The sequence below is a fragment of the Hymenobacter canadensis genome (genome assembly GCF_027359925.1).
Classification (GTDB): Bacteria; Bacteroidota; Bacteroidia; order Cytophagales; family Hymenobacteraceae; genus Hymenobacter; species Hymenobacter canadensis.
This window is the reverse complement of the sequence record NZ_CP114767.1, coordinates 1,545,523-1,562,064: the sequence shown is the minus strand read 5'-3', so window position 1 is coordinate 1,562,064 and position 16,542 is coordinate 1,545,523. Positions and strand designations below refer to the sequence as shown.

Genomic DNA, 16,542 nt, shown 5'->3' with positions numbered 1-16,542 from the left:
GCGAGATGCTTCGCTTCGCTCAGCATGACGTTCAATCCACCAGCCCACCAACCCGCTACTCCGCTACCACCGCGCCCAGCACGTCCAGGATGGCGCGGGCTTTGAGCAGGCACTCCGCGTACTCGCGCTCCGGGTCGGAGTCGTAGGTGATGGCTGAGCCGACCTGGAAGCTGAGGTAGCCGGTGTCGGGACGGTATTGCAGGCTGCGGATGACGACGTTGAACTCGAACGCGCCGTCGGGCCAGGCGTAGCCGATGCTGCCGCTGTAGAGACCGCGCCGGGCGGTTTCGTAGTGCTCGATGAGCTGCATGGCCCGGATTTTCGGCGCGCCGGTCATCGAACCCATCGGGAAGGTGGCGCGCAGCACGTCTGGGAGGTCCACGCCTGGGCGCAGTTCGGCGGTAACCGTCGAAATCATCTGCCAGACGTGCCGGAACGGGTAGAGGCCGAACAGCTCGGGCACCTGCACGGTGCCGGTTTCCGCCACGCGGGCCAGGTCGTTGCGCACCAGGTCCACGATCATCAGGTTTTCGGCGCGCTCTTTTTCGTCGTGGAGCAGCGTAAGGCGCTGCTGCTCGTCTTCGGCGGGCGTGTTGCCGCGCCGGATGGTGCCTTTGATGGGCTGGGAGACGATAACCGGCGCGGAGTGGGCCAGAAACCGCTCGGGCGAGGCGCACAGCAGAAAGTGGTTTTCGTGCCGGAAGAAACCCGCAAACGGTGCCGGCGAGGCCGCGTTGAGGCGCAAAAACACATCCACCGGGTCCAGCTGCACGCCTTCGGCGTAGAACTCTTGGCACAGGTTCAGCTCATACACTTCACCGTTGAGAATGTCTTCGCGCACGGCTTCCACGGCCCGCAGGTAGTCGGTCTTGGGCATGCGGGGCGTGAAAGCGGGCACGGCGGGCGCAGGCCAATTCGGTAGCTCCGTAACCAGAATAGCTTCCAGCACGCCGTGCGTGTGGCCGTGCAGTTCCAGTGTATCCGGCCGCCAGATCAGCCAGGTTTGCGGGTAGAAGAAGTGCAGCGGCGGCCAGCTGAGGCCTGATGGATTGTTGCTGTGCAGGTCTTCGATTTCGTTTTTGAGGTCGTAGGTGAGGAATCCCAGGCGCGGGGCGCCATCCTGGGGGCGCGGCAGCCATTGGCGCAGCTCGTCCAGGGTGCGGGGCGCATCGGGCGCGGCGGGCGCTACGCCCAGCAGCTGGTCGAAGGGGCCTTCGGGGTAGGCCTGGCCGTTGGGCTCGAAGTAGGCACAGTGCGGAAACTGCGCGGCCCAGCGCAGGGCGCGGGCCCGGAAATCAGCTGGAAGCTCAGTAAGGGGAATAGACAGCACGACGCAAAGATACAGGGCCGGCGGCGTGGGTGTGCGCGTCCCCGGGAACAGCGGGCGGGCGGGCCGATACTGCGCGGTGCCGGCTGGCCGCTGCGCGCCCTCCGGTCGGAGACCGGGGCGGTGGGCCGGCCGCCGGTCTTGCCGACTACGTCGGCGTAGACCGGGGCCAGCTTTTCGGGGCCAGGGACCTGGCCCGGTCCTTCGGAAAGCGTTATTCCAGCTCCTTCAGCGCCAGCTTGGCCTTGGTGTCGGTGCTGTTCTTGTACTCATGCTTCGGGTAGCTCAGGGCCTTGCGGAAATACACGCGGGCCGTGTTGCGCTGGCCTTCCAGCTGATACAGGTAGCCGAGCTGTAGCGCCGCCTGGGGCGCGAAGTAGTAGGGCGCGTTGCCGGCCAGCGCAATGGTGCGGGCGTAGAGCAGCCGCGCCGAGTCGGGGCGGCCGAGCAGGTGCCAGGCGCGGGCCCGGCGGTAGGGGTCTTCCAGCCGGTCGCGCAGAGGCGTGGCGGCGGTACTGCGGAACCCGGCCAGCGTGGCCAGGGCCTCGCGGTAGTAGCCGCCGTCAATCTGCAGGCGGGCCCGGGTGAGCAGCGGGTTGAGCGGCAGCCGGCCCTCCACAAAGCGCTGGGCGTAGGTGTCTTCCTCCACCACGGTGCGGCCGCCCGCGTCAATCTGCCGGCGGTAGCGCTCCGCGGCCGGCGCATCGCCGCTCAGCCAGGCGGCCAGGTAGAGCTTGAACCAAGCGTCTTTGCGGTAGTGCTGGCCTTTGTACTGCTGCAGAAACAGCTCGTTTTCTCGGCGGGAAGCGGCATACTCGCCCTGGTAGAGCAGCAGGTCGGCGGCCATGTGGCGCAGGTAGGGCAGGGCTACGTAGCCCGCGCCGGTGGGGCGGGCGCGGTAGGCGGCCAGCGCGGCCTCGGTGTGGTGCTGCTTTTTATGCAGGCTGACGAGCAGGTAGGCGTAGAGCAGGTTGTCGGGTTGCTGCTGGTGCAGCTGGTGGATGAGCTGCAGGCCTTCGTCGGGCTTCTTATAGTAGGTTTCCTCCACCAACGCCAGCAGAATCCGGGCTTCGGGCTGGAAGTCGTTGGGCTGGCGGGCGGCGGCGCGCAGGTTGCTCAGGCCGCCTTCCACGCTGCCGGGCAGCCCCAGTAGCTTCAGAAACCAGCGGTAGCCTTCCGGCAGCGAGCCAATAAAGAACTGCATCAGCCCCAGCGTTTTGCGGGCCGGCAGGTAGGCAGGGTAGCGCTGCACCACGGCCGCCATCTGCTGGTAGGCCTGCCGCAAGCTCCAGGCGCCCTGCACCTCGTGCCCGAACACCACCTGCGCCGCCGCCTGGTGCAGCCGGATTTCGGCGCGGGCATATTCGGGCAGCGCGCCACGCTCCAACGTTTTTTCCAGCTGCGCGAGGCGCTTGTTCTGGCCCGCCACGGTGGCCTCGTACAGGCCGGCATCCTGCGTGACGAGCAGCTCCGTAATGGCCGCCGCATCCAGCACCAGCAGCGTGCCGGCCGAAGCATCCTTCAGCTGGGCCCGGGCGGCGGCGGGGCGCATTTTCAGCACCTCGGCGTAGGCGCGGGCCTGTACCGCCGTGAGGCTGCTGGTTTCGGGTGGGCGCGCTGTCTCCCGCTGTGGTGTGCTGAGGGCTGCGCGGAGGGGCGCGAAGGCCAGCGCCAACAGCCAGAACAGCCTCAGCGAATCTGTGCGTGCCCCTCGGAGAACCTCAGCGAGAAAAACCATCGTCATTCAGGCAAAAGAAAAAGGAACGACACAAGGCCGTTCCTTTCGCATTTTTCAACTAAAAAGCGCTTACGCCCGGGCTTCCACGTCGGCCAGAACCCGGCCGCAGTGCTCGCACACGATGATTTTCTTGTGGGCGATAATGTCGGCCTGGCGCTGCGGGGGCACCGTGTTGAAGCAGCCGCCGCAGGCGTCGCGCTTCACCGTCACCACGGCCAGGCCGTTGCGCACGTTGCCGCGGATGCGGGTGTAGGCGGTGTAGAGACGCTCCTCGATGGGCTGCTTGGCGCCTTCGCGCTCATCCAGCAGCTTTTTCTCGTCGGCTTCGCTTTCGCCTACGATGACGTTCAGCTCGCCTTTCTTGTTCTCAAGGTCTTTCTTGCGCTCTTCCAGCTTCTGCTTGGTGCCACCAATCTCCACATTCTTCATGTCGATCTGGTACTGGGCCTCCTTGATTTTCTTTTCAGAAATCTGGATTTCCAGCTTCTGCAACTCGATTTCCTTGGCAATAGCCTCGTACTCGCGGTTGTTGCGCACGTTCTGCTGCTGGTCTTCGTAGCGCTTGATCAGGCCGTCGGCATCTTTGGCGGCCTGCTTGCGCTGTTTGATCTGGTCGTTGAGGCCGGAGATTTCCTCGTCGAACTTGCTTACGCGTACCTCGTAGCCGGCAATTTCGTCTTCCAGGTCGCGTACTTCTTCGGGCAAATCGCCGCGCACGCGCCGGATTTCGTCGAGCTGCGAGTCAATGCGTTGCAGGTTGAGCAGGGCTTCCAGCTTGCTGGCAACGGGGGCATCGGCCGGGGCAGTGGCGACGGTCTTAGCAGTCATATCGGACGGGGTTGGTGTAGGTCTCGGCAATGAAGAGCGCAAAAGTACTTCCAAACTTGGCGGTAAGCAAATCCCGGAAGATTTCGCCGGTGAATTGTTCGCTCTCAAAGTGTCCTACGTCGCAGAGCAGCAGTTGGCCTTCCGCTAGGAAATATTCGTGGTATTTCAGGTCGCCGGTGACGTAGGCGTCGGCGCCGGCGGCGCGGGCCTTGCCAATCAGGAAGCTGCCCGCCCCGCCACAGATGGCCACTTTCTTGATAGTCTTGTCGAAGTCGGTGTGCTTCACAATGGGCACGCCGAGGGCGTCTTTGAGGCGCTGCCGGAACGCCTGCGGGCTCAGGGCCTCGGGTAGCTCGCCCACCATGCCGGCGCCCACTTCCTGGTTTTCGTTTTCCAGCTGAATGATTTCGTAGGCCACTTCCTCGTAGGGGTGGGCCTTGCGCAAGGCCTGCAGGGCGGCCCGCTGCAGGTGCAGCGGCAGCAGCACCTCCACGCGCTGCTCGGGCCCGGTGTGGGGCTGTCCCGGCTTACCCTCAAACGGGTTGGTGCCCAGACCGGGCGTGAACGTAAACGTGCCATCGGTGCGGAAGCTGCACGCCGAGTAGTCGCCGATCTGGCCGGCGCCGGCGGCATACAGGGCGGCCAGCACGGCCTCGGTGTGGGTGGCGGGCACGTAGGTGACCAGCTTGGCCAGCAGGCCGGTTTTGGGCTCGAGGATGCGCACGTTCTGCAGGCCCAGCTTGTCGGCCAGCTTGCGGTTGACGCCGTGGCGTACGTTGTCGAGGTTGGTGTGGGCGGCGTAGAGCGCCACGTCGTGCCGGATGGCTTTGAGCAGCGTCTGCTCCACTTCGTTGGCTCCGGTGAGGCGCTTGAGGGGCTTGAAAATCAGCGGGTGATGGGCCACCACCACGTTGCAGCCCCGCCGGATGGCCTCGTCCACCACAGCCGGCGTGCAGTCCAGCGCAATCAGCACGCCGGTGATTTCCTGCTGCGGGTTGCCGCACTGCAGGCCGGCGTTGTCGTAGGATTCCTGGTAGGCGAGGGGCGCCGCGGCTTCCAGCGCACGGGTCAGATCCTGAACGGTTGGCATGAGAGTCAATTAAAAATTGAGAATTAAAAATTAAAAATGCTGTTACCAGAACTTCCCGGTCCGACGCCGGAGGCGTCCGACTGGTTGCCGTGTCAACGACGACGTTACAACGTCAGCATGCGGCAACCGGTCGGACGCCTCCGGCGTCGGACCGGAGTAACGCCCGTGCGCCGCAAGTTGCGCCGCTGGCTCCAATTCATCGTTTTTACCGCTCCATTTTTACTTCAAGCAACACATCTGCATAGCGCGCCACATGCTCGGCCAGCTCGCGGCGCTTGTACTGCATCAGGTAGCGCGGATGGTCCAGCACAATAATCTTATCAAAGAGCGCCAGCTCCTGGTTCAGCTTTTCGAACAGCAGTCCGTTGCGGCGGCCCAGGCAGACGGCGGCGTGCCGGGCCAGTCCCAGCTCGGTTATCTGCCGCCGCAGCGCCACCCGGATTTCGGGCTCCAGGGCCCGCTGCAGGGCCGGCGAGTCGTAGTAGTTGTAGTTTTTGCCGTCGCGCAGCAGCACCAGCGGATAGAGGGAGCCCAAGTAGAAGTGGCGGTAGAATTCGGCCGGCCCGCCCAGCTCGGCTATTACCTGGTACACAAACTGGCTGCTGAGCTCGGGGTGACGTGGCTGGTCGTTGGGGATGTGGCAGTGCTCAGAGAGGGCGGCCGGATCGGTGAAGGCCACGCCGGTGCGGCCCGCCCCAAACCGGCCGGGGTTGATGCCCAGCAGCGCCACCCGCGGCTGGTTATCGGTGTAGAATTTCTGCGCAAACTGGGTGAGCAGCGCCGCCACGGCCGGCTCCTGATAGGGGTTGTAGGCCTGCACTCCGTCAGGCAGGGCAGGGGCCGGCGGAAACGTGGTAAGCAGGTGCAGCAGGCGGCGGGCGAAGGTATCGGGCATGGCCTGTAGAGACGCGTATTCGCGTCTTTTCGTTGCTGACGTTGTTTGCCACGCTGGCGAGATTCCTCGCGCTGCCTGGAATGACAGCTGACGTTCGGAATGACAGCAAAAACAACGTCAGCAACGACGAGACGCAAAATATTGCGTCTCTACGGCACACAAGGCCCTGCTGCGCTACCTTTGCCGCCTATGCCCCCGTTCCTGACGCTGTTGCTGCTGCCCTTCAGCTGGCTCTATGCCAGCGTGATGGCCGTGCGCAACTGGCTGTATGACACGGGGCGCAAGTCGTCCGGCAGTGCCTGGCCGGGGCCGGTGCTGAGCGTGGGCAACCTGCGGGTGGGCGGCACCGGCAAAACGCCGCACGTGGCTTGGCTGGTGCGTGAACTGCTTAGCCAGGGCCAGCAGCCGGCCATCCTGAGCCGCGGCTACGGCCGCCGTACCCACGGCTTCCGCCTCGGCAGTGTCCAGGAAACCGCCGAAACCTTCGGCGACGAGCCGCTACAGCATTACCAGGATTTTGGCGGCGCTGTGCCGGTGGCCGTCTGTGAAGACCGCCTGACCGGCCTCAACAAGCTGTTTGCCCTGCCCCAGGTGGGGGCGGTGGTGCTCGACGACGCCTACCAGCACCGCCGCGTGCAGCCCGATTTCAGCGTGCTGCTCACCGAGCAGCATCGGCCTTTTTACGACGACTACGTGCTGCCCGCCGGCCGCCTGCGCGAAAGCCGCGCCGGGGCCCGCCGCGCCAATGTGGTGATTGTGACTAAGTGCGACGCCAACCTGAACGATGCCCGGCAGCAGGAAATTACGCGCCGCATCCGGTGCTACGCCCGGCCCGAGGTGCCGGTGCTGTTTTCCACTTACGCCTACGCCGCGCCGGTGCCGCTGGCCGGCAGCGCGGCCCCGCCGGCCCCGGGCGGGCCGGAAATCGTGCTCCTGACGGGCATTGCCCAGCCCGGGCCGCTGCTGGAGTACCTCACGGCGGCGGGTTTCCGGGTGGTGCATCACGCGGCCTTCGCTGACCACCACAGCTTCACGGCCGCGGAAATTGCGGCGGTGGCCGCGCATTGCGGGCCCGGACGTTGTATTTTTACCACGCAGAAAGACGCCACCCGGCTGCTGGCGCCCGCGCTGCATACGGAAATAGCCCGCCTGCCCGTTTTCTACATTCCTATCACCGTGGAGTTTCTGGCCGATGGCGCTGCCCGCCTGCGCCAGCTGCTGTCACCCTTCATTCAGCCCCAAGCTGTTGTCTGACTCGCTATTGTCTTCGTTGCGTATGAATATCCGGCTACTGGTGCTGCTCGTGGTGTTACTGGCCGGGGCGGCCACTGGGCGGGCCCAGGTGCTCGACGACTCCACCAAAGTGCTCTACAGCGCCCGCACTACCCGCGTGCTGCGCGAGGCCGACCTGCTGCGCGACCAGACCGAAGGCCGCATCATTGACACCACGCTCACCAACTTCCCCTCGGCCCGCAACTGGTACCACGACAGCACCTTCCACCAGGACCTGGGGCACGTGGGCACGGCCGCCCGGCCGCTGCTCTGGCGTCCGAATATGGAGCTGGGCGCCCGTCTCGGCCGCAACTCCTTCGACCGCTACGCCCGCGACCCGGCCACCATTCCTTACTACGATTCCAAGTCGCCGTACACGTTCTTCCGCTTCATTCAGGGCGGCAACGGCGAGCAGGTGTTTGAGCTGTCGTACACGCGCAGCATCAGCAAAAAAGCCAGCGTGGGCCTCGCCTACGAGCGGATTGCGTCGAATAAGCTCTACACCACTGACGCCCGGCCAGGGTCACTGGTAGAGCACAGTAACTTTCTGTTTTTTGCCCGCTTCGAAAGCACCGACGAACGCTACCACGCGCTTTTCAACTACAATAATGTACGCCACCGTGCGGTCGAACAGGGTGGTATCCGGCAGAACGGTCCCACTATTTCAGTAGCCCAGCGTGATACTGCGCTCAGCCAGCTCTTCGATTATGGAGCCGAGCGCCCCTGGTTGTTTACAGCGCTTAGTAATGAACAACGCGACGGGCTGCGGCTGGCGCACTCCTACCGGCTGGTGGGCCGTGGCCTCACGGCGTTCCACGTCATCGACTGGCGCCGCCAGGCGAACCGCTTTCAGGATACTAAGCTGGAATTGGTACAGGGAACCAACCAGCCGAGCTACTACCCGCGGGCGTTGCTGAGCACCATCGGTACCGACGACCGGGCGGAGACGCAGCGCCTGGAAAACACGTTTGGCGTGCTGGGCCGCAGCTCCACCGTGCAATACCGGCTGTATGCCCGGCACCGCAGCCTCTCGCTGGCCACGCGCCATCTGGTGGGCGTGCCCAGCATCGGTGATACGGGCCAGCTGCGGCCGGCCGCGGCCGACGGCAACACCTACAGCCAGGTGTTTGCGGGCGGCACGGCCGACTTCAACTACAAAATCTTCGCCATCGAAACGGCCGGGGAGGTGTTTGCCCTCGACGTGGAAAACCCCGACCGCAACCAGGAATACTGGCTGCGCGGCGCGGCGCGGCTGGGCCCGCTCACCGGCGAGCTGCTGAGCTCCAGCTATTCGCCCACGCTTTCGCAGGAGCAGTTCGACGGCAACCACTACCGCTGGACCAACAGCTTCGACAACACCAAGGTCAACCAGCTCACCGCCCGCCTCGACCAGACCCTGGGCCGGCACCGCCTGGAGGCCTCGGGCGCCATCATCAACATCACCTCACTGGTGTACTACGGGGCCTATGGCGAGCCGGCGCAGCTCAGCGAAGACCGCCGCCTGCTGACGCTTTCGGCGCGGCACCGCTTCAACGTAGGCAATATCTATTTCGACAACCAGGCCCACGGCACCCAGGGCGGCGACCAGGAAGGCCTGCGGATTCCGGCCCTCGTCACCAACAGCAAAATCTACTACCAGGGCTACCTGTTCAAGAAGGCGCTGTTCGGGCAGATCGGGGCTGAGGTGTACTACCAGTCCACTTGGAAGCCCTACGACTACAGCCCCAGCACCCAGCAGTTTATCGTGCAGAACTACTTCACGGCCGGCAACTTTGCCGTGGCCGACGTGTTTCTGAGCGGCGATATCAAAACGGTGGCGGTGTTTCTGAAGGTGGCCTACGTCAACCAGGGCCTGCTGCGCAACGGCTACTTCACCACGCCTTACTACACCGGGCTGCCCCGCCGCTTCGAGTTCGGGCTGCGGTGGCAGTTCTTTGATTGATGTTACATGGTTGAATGGCGAAATGGTTGAATGGCTGGCCGTTTATCAATTCAGCCATTCAACCGTTTAATAATTCAGCCATTCAACCATCCGACAATGGAACCTGCAGAAAGAGAAAAAACCATCCTCAAGCTCAAGCTCAACACCGATCCGCGGTGGGTGGATATTGCCAGCAAAAACATCGAGGATATTCTGGTCGACCACGCCTGGTGCGAGCAGAAAGCCGCCAGCACGGGCATCAGCATGATCATCCACTACCCCGAGAAAACCCGCCTCGTGGATGAGCTGACCGACCTGGTGGCCGAGGAGTGGAGCCATTTCGAGCGGGTGCTACTGGAGCTGCGCAAGCGCGGCTACGCCCTGGGCCGCCCGCGCCGCGACGAGTACGTGGTGCAGCTGCTGGCGCACGTGCGCAAAGGCGGCGCCCGCGAGCGCCAGCTCATGGACCAGCTGCTGGTGTCGGCCCTGATTGAGGCGCGCAGCTGCGAGCGGTTCAAGCTGCTCTGGAAGCACATTCCGGACCCCGAGTTGAGCAAGTTCTACTATGAGCTGATGGTGTCCGAAGCGGGCCACTTCGTGAGCTACGTGGAGCTGGCCAAGGAGTACTGCGACCCGAAGCTGGTAGAGGAGCGCCTGCAGGAGCTGCTGAAGATCGAAGGCGAAATCGTGACCAACCTGCCCGTGCGCGACGACCGGATGCACTAGACTACCGGCCGGGCCTTAGTTTGTGGGCTAAGAAATGGCTGGTATATTAGGCCTGATTTGTGTTGTTTTCGCTGAGATGAAAAAACTATTACTGCTTGCTTTGTGGGTGTTGCCTGGCTTCTGCTTGGCACAAGCGGCGGCCCCGGCGGCCACCATCAATTTTTGCGGCGTGAACATAGTGGTGCCCGCCGGCTGCACACCGGAAAGCAGCTATTCCGTGCGCTGCGAACGGTACCAGCTCAACTGGTTCTATCTGAACCACGGCCAGCTGCTGCCCGTGGTGGAGACGATGGTGAAAGTGGAGAAAAAGAAGCATAAACCAGCAGAGCAGCAGGCTTTTGATTGTTTCATCCTCGATATGCCGGCCAAAGGCTACCGCCTCAGCTACGCCATCGAAGGCGGGGAGGCCTACCAGCTCATCTTCTACGGCACGGCCAAAGGCCAGCCCGTAGTAGTGCAGCTGACCACAGACATAGACCCCGAAAAAACCGCCGACCTGCCCGAAATAGCCCAGCGCATGGTGCGGCTGAGCAAGTAGGTTTCACCAAGAATAGAGTCATAAGAAAGCCCCGAACAGATTGCTGTTCGGGGCTTTCTTATGGTTTAGTAGCCGGCCAACTCAGGTCTTTTGCTTCTTCTTTTTAGCGGCTGGGAACAGCACGTTGTTGAGGATAAGGCGGTAGCCGGGCGAGTTGGGGTGCAGCGACAGGTCGGTCGGCTCTTCCTCTACCAGGTGCTGGTAATCTTCGGGGTCGTGGCCGCCATAGAAGGTCCAAGTGCCTTTGCCCAGCGTGCCGTGCATGTAGCGGATTTCGCCCGAGGCCTTGTTGTCGCCCATCACTACCACGTCGGGTTTCACCAGTTGCTTGCGGAAAGCCGTGGTCTGGCCCATAAAGCCCTTGATGGTCTTCTCGTGGTCCTGGGTGAGCATGGTGGGTACCGGGTCGTACTTGGCCGAGAATGTGAAGAGCTGGAAGTAGTCGTTGTCTTCGTAGACGCCGCGCTCCTGGGGCTGCATGTCGATGTTGCTGTACTCGTACTGGTATGGGTCGCGCACGAGCTGGAAGTTCTGGAAGGCCAGCGTACGGTTGAAGTTGAGCTTGCTCTGCGCGGCGGGGTCGGCGCCGTCGCCGTCGTACATGTTTTCCACCATGTCCACGCCCAGGCCGGCCAGGGCAATATCGTAGGTGTCGGTGGCCGAGCACATGGCAAACTGGAAGCCGCCGCCGGCAATAAACTCCTGCATCTTCACCACCACCGCGCCCTTCATCTGGCTGACTTTGGCGAAGCCGTGCCGCTTGGCCGTAGCTTCTGAGTCGCGCTGCTGCTGCTGATACCAGGGCCGGTTGCGGTACTGGGCGAAGAACTTGCCGTACTCGCCCGTAAAATCCTCGTGGTGCAGGTGCAGCCAGTCGTACTTGGGCAGCTTGCCGTCGAGCACGTCGTCGTCGTAGATCTGGTCGTAGGGGATTTCGGCGTAGCCCAGCACCAGCGTCACGGCGTCGTCCCAGGGCTGCTTGCCTTTGGGGGTGTACACCGCAATTTTGGGCACCTTCTCCAGCTTCATGATGTCCATGTTGGCGTTGGGGTCGGCTATTTCGGAGAGGATGCCGTTGTACTGGGCGCCGGAAATCACCTGGTACGTGACGCCGCGCACGGCCAGTTCGTTTTCCACGCCGGGCGCCACCTCGCAGGCAAACGAGCCGCCGCGGTAGTTGAGCAGCCAGTCGACCTCAATCTGCTTGCCGAGCAGCCAGTAGGCAATGCCGTAGGCCTTGAGGTGCTCTTTCTGGGTGTTGTCCATCGGGATGAGCACCTGGTTGGCCCAGGCCGCGCCCGGCCCGGCCAGCAGGCACACCAGCACCAGCAGCGTGGCCCAGAATCGTTGTTTGCTGTGTATCATAGCCAAAGAAAATAAAGCCGTCCGGCCGCGTTCAACCACCGCTCAAGGTACTCAACATTGGCGGTACCCGCGCAAAATCGCGGCCACCCACCCGGCAACGGGCGCGCCAGCCAGAACGGGGCCGCCGCGGTTCCGGTTCCGCGCCGGGCGGCCGGTTTTTGCGTTGCCGCCGGCCCGGAAAAGGGCCACTGCAAAACCCGCCGCAAATGCGTAGATTGGCCGGAATTTGACGATGTATGGATCTGCTGGAAAACATTCGGGAAGCGTTTCGCTCCATTAAGAGCAACCTGCTGCGTACCGTCCTCACGGCCCTGATCGTGAGCATCGGCATCATGGCGCTGGTGGGCATTCTCACGGCCATCGATGCCATGAAGTATTCCCTGAACCAGACGTTTGCCAGCCTGGGCGCCAACTCCTTTGAAATGAAGGCGAAGGGCTACGGCAACCGCTACCGGCGGGGCGGGGTGCAGGGCAAAGTGTATCCGCCCATTACCTTGCTGCAGGCCAAGAAATATAAGCTGGCCCTCAGCGACGAAGCGCAGGTGGGGGTTTCGGCCTTTATTTCCGGAGCTACCGAAGTGAAAGGCAACGGCGAAAAAACCAACCCCAATATTCAGGTGGTGGCCGGCGACGAAAACTACCTGCAGATCCAGAGCTATACCCTGGGCACGGGCCGCACCTTCTCGTCGCTGGAACTCGACAACGGCACCAACGTAGCCATCATCGGCTCGGAAGTGAAAGACAAGCTCTACCCCTCGGAAAGCAGCCTCAACAAGTACGTGTACCTGCTGGGCCGGCGCTTTCAGATAGTGGGCGTGCTGGAGAAAAGCGGCAGCAGCGGCCAGGGCGGCGGCGCCGACCGCATGGTGCTGATTCCGCTGGAAACCGGCAACCAGCTGCCCCGGCAGCGCGCCCTCACCTTCGACGTGAAAACCGCCACCACCCGTCCCGAGGAACTTACCTACCTCACGGGCCAGGCCACCGGCACCATGCGCGCCGTGCGCCACGACGCGCTGGGCCAGGAAGACAGCTTCGAGGTGGAGCGCTCCGATTCCATGGCCGCCAAGCTCGATGAGCTGAGCGGCGGCCTGAAAGTGGGCGGCTTTCTGGTGGGCTTCATCACGCTGCTCGGGGCCAGCATTGCCCTCATGAACATCATGATGGTGTCGGTGACGGAGCGCACCCGCGAAATCGGAATCCGGAAGGCGCTGGGTGCTACGGCCCGCCAGATCCGCCAGCAGTTCCTCATCGAGGCCATTGTGATTTGCGTGATGGGCGGGGTGCTGGGCATCGTGCTGGGCGTGGGCGGCGGCAACCTGCTCACGCTGTTTATGGAGCAGGGCGCGTTCATTGTGCCGTGGCTCTGGATGTCGCTGGGCCTGGTGATCTGCATCACCGTGGGTTTGGCCTCCGGCTACTATCCGGCCAGCAAAGCCGCCGCCCTCGACCCCATCGAGAGCCTGCGTTACGAGTAGGGTCGGGGCGCCCGGCGGTAGCCGATGCCAGTGTCGGCCCTTCGGCCGCTGCTCCCGGCCGCCGCTGTGGGAGCGGCGCATACCAGCTCCGACCCGCTGGCCGCCACTGTTTTCCGTCAGCTGCCGTCGCTATCCGTTGCCACTATCTGCCTTCATCAGCTGCTGCCTCTGCCCGCCGCCAGTGCGCCGCCAGTGCGCCGCCAGTGCGCCGCCAGTGCGCCGCGTTTTCCTGCTGGCCGAAGCTGCCGTTTCGTTTGTAGCGCAACTAGGCCGCCGGCTGCAGCTGCTCTGCCCCCGGGCTTGGAAAGCCGCTGATTAGGGTGTTGCCGCCGAGCCGCCCGGGGAAGCTGACCGGCCCGCCGGCGACGGTGGCCACCACCTGAGGGAAATGCTGAAACCTGGTGCCGCCAGCCTGTTCGCCCGCAGCTATGGGTCGGGGCAGGAGCCGGGATAGAGGCAGCGCATCAGACGGCTATTTACCGGAAGCAGGCGTCGGCCGCGCGGGTAGGGGCGGGGGAGCAGGCAGCAGGAGGCCCGGCGTGCAGTGTATGTCCTGACGGCCGCATGAGGTCATGCAGGGCATGTGGCGCATCAGGTCCGAAGCGAAACATCCGTTTCTCTGTAGCAGCAAAAAACGTATTGCCCACACACCCTGGGTGGCTGTTGGGCAGTCCTGCAGCGGGGCGGCTGAAGCCGTGTGTATGGCGCCTGCCGCCGCGGGCTCGTAGTTGCCCGGCTGGTAGGCCGAGGCGTTTCCCGGGATGCGCAGCGCCCGCACACGGCCAGCCGGCTGAAGCAACGCAGCCTATGCCCGCAGTGAGTAGGCGGGCATAGGCGTGTCAGGCACAGGCACAGGCGCCGTGAGGAAATCAGACGGTGGCAACACGCGGGCGGCGACGCTTCCGCACAGGCGCTTGGCCGGGCCCGGCGCCCACGGCCGGCGGGGCCGCCGGAGTTGCCGCCGCAAGGTGCGGCCTCTGGGCTGCTGACCCGGTGCGGGTGCGCTGGTTGCGCGCCTGTCATGTTTCCAGCTCGAAGAATTTTTTCGTTGCTCATTAACTCCTGCTTGCGGCGGGGGCCGGCGGGGCGGAGCCGAGAATTGGGCTTGCACTTGCCGGTATTTTATATACATTTGTGTATAAAATCATTTGGGTATATGGTAGAACAGGAAACAGTCGGGCAAAGATTCATACAGCTTATTGCTCATTTGGGTATAAGTAAGAATGCCTTTGCTAATACGCTTGACAAGACGGCCACCGTTATCCAACACCTTGTTGAAGAGCGGAATAAGCCAGGTTTTGACCTTTTGTGTAAAGTGTTTGAAGTGTACCCAAATGTATCAAAAGATTGGCTACTTCAGGGTGTTGGCTCCATGCTGATAACGGATAGTCCCGCACCTGTCGCACCGCTGCCAGCCGCCGCTGCCCCCGGTGCCACTGATACTTACAGCCCGGCTGTACAGCCACCGGCTTCCTCTGCCCCCGAAATTGCAGTGGCCTCAGTTGCCCCAGCCGCGCCCGTAGCCGCTGCTCCAGCACCCGCGCCAGCAGCAGCCACTCCGGCTCCCACGCTCGTTTGGGAGTCTGTACCGGCTGTTGCGCCAGTTGCAGCCCCCGCACCTGTTTCGGCGGCAGCCCCGGCCGCGGAAGTGCCGCCTGTGGCAGCAGCAGCTGTGGCGCCGGCGCCGGCAGTTGCTCCCGAGGCAGCGTGGCAGTCGGCTCTTTACACGCAGCAGATGGCCCACCAGCTGGCTATGGCCGAGCTGCGCAACCAGCACCTGCAGGACCAGCAGCGCCTGATGCAGCAGATGCTGGATTTGATGCAACGAAAAATGTAGCATCGGCCTCAGCCTGTGCTGCTTACTGGTAACGCGAAGTTCCACTTCGCGGAGCGTTGAAACGTCGCCGTAGGACCCATCGTCCAACGGCGCGCACGCCCCGCGAAGTGGAACTTCGCGTTACAGTAATGTTAGTGCTGGAACACCTCGATGCCCATTTCCTCGGCTTCCATCAGGTTCTGGGGTGTCACGGCGGTTAGGCGCAGGCGCTTCAACTCGCCCACCAGCAGCGGGTCGTACTTGGCCGTCACGCGAATGTAGTTGGGTGTAAAGCCTTCCATCTGGCCGTTGGTCACGTCGTCCTCGAACAGCACGGCCGTTTCCAGGCCTACATGCTGCTCGTAGAAGTGGCGCTTTTTCTTTTCCGAAAGGCCCCGCAGCTGGGTGGTGCGCTCGTGGCGGTGGCGGTCCTGCACGCGGCCGGGCAGGGTGGGGGCCAGCGTGTTTTCGCGCTCCGAGTACGGGAATACGTGCAGATAGCTTACGTCCAGCTCGTTCAGGAACTGGTAGGTTTCCAGGAAATCGGCCTCCGTTTCGCCGGGGAAGCCCACGATGACGTCGACGCCGATGCAGGCGTGCGGCATCACCTCCTTGATCAGGCGCACCCGCTCCACGTATAGCTCGCGGCGGTAGCGGCGGCGCATCAAGCCAAGAATCTTGTTGGAGCCCGACTGCAGCGGAATGTGGAAGTGCGGCATAAACCGCTTCGACTGTGCCACAAACCGGATAATCTCGTCGGACAACAGATTCGGCTCGCAGCTGCTGATGCGGAACCGCTCGATGCCTTCCACCTCATCCAGGGCCCGCACCAAGTCGAAGAAGTCTTCCTGCCGCTCCCGCTCAGGGCCCTGCAGGCCGAAGTCGCCGAGGTTGACGCCGGTCAGCACGATTTCCTTCACGCCGGTTTCGGCCAGCTTCTGCACGCGTTCCACCACGCTCTGCACCGAGCCCGAGCGGCTGGCCCCGCGCGCCAGCGGAATGGTGCAGAACGAGCACGAGTAGTCGCAGCCGTCCTGCACCTTCAGGAAGGTGCGCGTCCGGTCGCCGTAGGAGTGGGCGGCGTGAAACTCGGTGGCTTCGGAAATAGGGGAGGCGAATACCCGCCCCGGCTCACCGGCGGCCGGCTTCTGGAAGCCGGCCAGCGTTTCTACCAGCTGAAACTTCTCGGCGGCGCCCAACACGGCGTGCACGCCGGGGATTTCGGCAATTTCCTGGGGCTTGAGCTGGGCGTAGCAGCCCACAATGGCTACGAAGGCCTCAGGGTTGTGCTTGAGGGCCTCCTTCACCACCTTCCGGCACTTGCGGTCGGCGTGGTCCGTGACCGAGCAGGTGTTGATGACGTAGATGTCGGCCGCGTCCTCGAAGGCCGCTTTCACGAAGCCGTGCTCCTCAAACTGCCGGCCAATGGCCGACGTTTCGGAGAAGTTGAGCTTGCAGCCCAGCGTGTAAAAGGCGACTTTTCTGGTTTCCATTTCCATAAACAAGGCGGCAAAGATACGGCGGAAGTTGCGGGTTTCCAGTAGTGGGTGA

At 63.4% G+C, this 16,542-nt stretch carries 13 protein-coding genes; 6 read left to right on the top strand and 7 right to left on the bottom strand.

The annotated features are described in order from the left end of the window. Positions 1-55: 55 nt before the first annotated feature. The 5 genes from O3303_RS06810 to O3303_RS06790 all read right to left on the bottom strand — a co-directional run bounded on the left by O3303_RS06810 (position 56) and on the right by O3303_RS06790 (position 5,878). Positions 56-1,330 carry an anthranilate synthase component I family protein gene (locus O3303_RS06810; RefSeq protein ID WP_269561314.1) on the bottom strand — a complete coding sequence of 425 codons (1,275 nt, stop codon included), beginning with the start codon at positions 1,328-1,330 and terminating at the stop codon, positions 56-58. Between the two features lie 211 nt (positions 1,331-1,541). Then, positions 1,542-3,065 (bottom strand): tetratricopeptide repeat protein, encoded by a 1,524-nt coding sequence (locus tag O3303_RS06805; RefSeq protein ID WP_269561313.1) that lies wholly within the window; start codon positions 3,063-3,065, stop codon positions 1,542-1,544. Positions 3,066-3,134: 69 nt separating this feature from the next. Further along, the gene (locus O3303_RS06800; RefSeq protein WP_044017505.1) at positions 3,135-3,893 is read right to left on the bottom strand and encodes a zinc ribbon domain-containing protein; all 759 of its coding nucleotides are present in this window, start codon (positions 3,891-3,893) and stop codon (positions 3,135-3,137) included. Then, the gene (locus O3303_RS06795) at positions 3,883-4,983 is read right to left on the bottom strand and encodes a Nif3-like dinuclear metal center hexameric protein (RefSeq protein WP_269561312.1); all 1,101 of its coding nucleotides are present in this window, start codon (positions 4,981-4,983) and stop codon (positions 3,883-3,885) included. The genes O3303_RS06800 and O3303_RS06795 overlap by 11 nt, the downstream gene beginning before the upstream one ends. Before the next feature lie 205 nt (positions 4,984-5,188). Continuing rightward, positions 5,189-5,878 (bottom strand): uracil-DNA glycosylase family protein, encoded by a 690-nt coding sequence (locus O3303_RS06790; RefSeq protein ID WP_269561311.1) that lies wholly within the window; start codon positions 5,876-5,878, stop codon positions 5,189-5,191. A gap of 189 nt (positions 5,879-6,067) precedes the next feature. On the opposite strand from O3303_RS06790, the gene lpxK reads away from it, so the two are divergent. The 4 genes from lpxK (at position 6,068) to O3303_RS06770 (ending at position 10,335) form a co-directional block, all read left to right on the top strand. Beyond that, positions 6,068-7,132 carry a tetraacyldisaccharide 4'-kinase gene (lpxK, locus tag O3303_RS06785; RefSeq protein ID WP_269561310.1) on the top strand — a complete coding sequence of 355 codons (1,065 nt, stop codon included), beginning with the start codon at positions 6,068-6,070 and terminating at the stop codon, positions 7,130-7,132. Positions 7,133-7,154: 22 nt separating this feature from the next. Next, positions 7,155-9,092, top strand: a complete 1,938-nt coding sequence (locus O3303_RS06780) for a putative porin (RefSeq protein WP_269561309.1) — start codon at positions 7,155-7,157, stop codon at positions 9,090-9,092. Between the two features lie 96 nt (positions 9,093-9,188). Continuing rightward, on the top strand, positions 9,189-9,797 hold the full coding sequence (locus tag O3303_RS06775) for a MiaE family protein (RefSeq protein ID WP_269561308.1): 609 nt from the start codon (positions 9,189-9,191) through the stop codon (positions 9,795-9,797). A gap of 76 nt (positions 9,798-9,873) precedes the next feature. Next, entirely contained in the window at positions 9,874-10,335 is a 462-nt protein-coding gene (locus O3303_RS06770; protein WP_269561307.1) for a hypothetical protein, read from the top strand. 81 nt (positions 10,336-10,416) lie between these two features. Here the strand turns inward: O3303_RS06770 and O3303_RS06765 are convergent, their stop codons facing one another. Beyond that, positions 10,417-11,700, bottom strand: a complete 1,284-nt coding sequence (locus tag O3303_RS06765) for an asparagine synthetase B (protein ID WP_269561306.1) — start codon at positions 11,698-11,700, stop codon at positions 10,417-10,419. 236 nt (positions 11,701-11,936) lie between these two features. On the opposite strand from O3303_RS06765, the gene O3303_RS06760 reads away from it, so the two are divergent. Continuing rightward, complete coding sequence (locus tag O3303_RS06760; protein ID WP_269561305.1) at positions 11,937-13,175, top strand: ABC transporter permease; 1,239 nt, start codon at positions 11,937-11,939, stop codon at positions 13,173-13,175. 1,492 nt (positions 13,176-14,667) lie between these two features. Next, positions 14,668-15,012, top strand: coding sequence for a hypothetical protein (locus O3303_RS06755; RefSeq protein WP_269561304.1), 345 nt, complete (start codon positions 14,668-14,670; stop codon positions 15,010-15,012). Between the two features lie 131 nt (positions 15,013-15,143). Here the strand turns inward: O3303_RS06755 and mtaB are convergent, their stop codons facing one another. After that, positions 15,144-16,490: a tRNA (N(6)-L-threonylcarbamoyladenosine(37)-C(2))-methylthiotransferase MtaB gene (gene mtaB / locus O3303_RS06750; RefSeq protein WP_269561885.1), complete on the bottom strand. Its 1,347-nt coding sequence runs from the start codon at positions 16,488-16,490 to the stop codon at positions 15,144-15,146. Positions 16,491-16,542 lie beyond the last annotated feature (52 nt).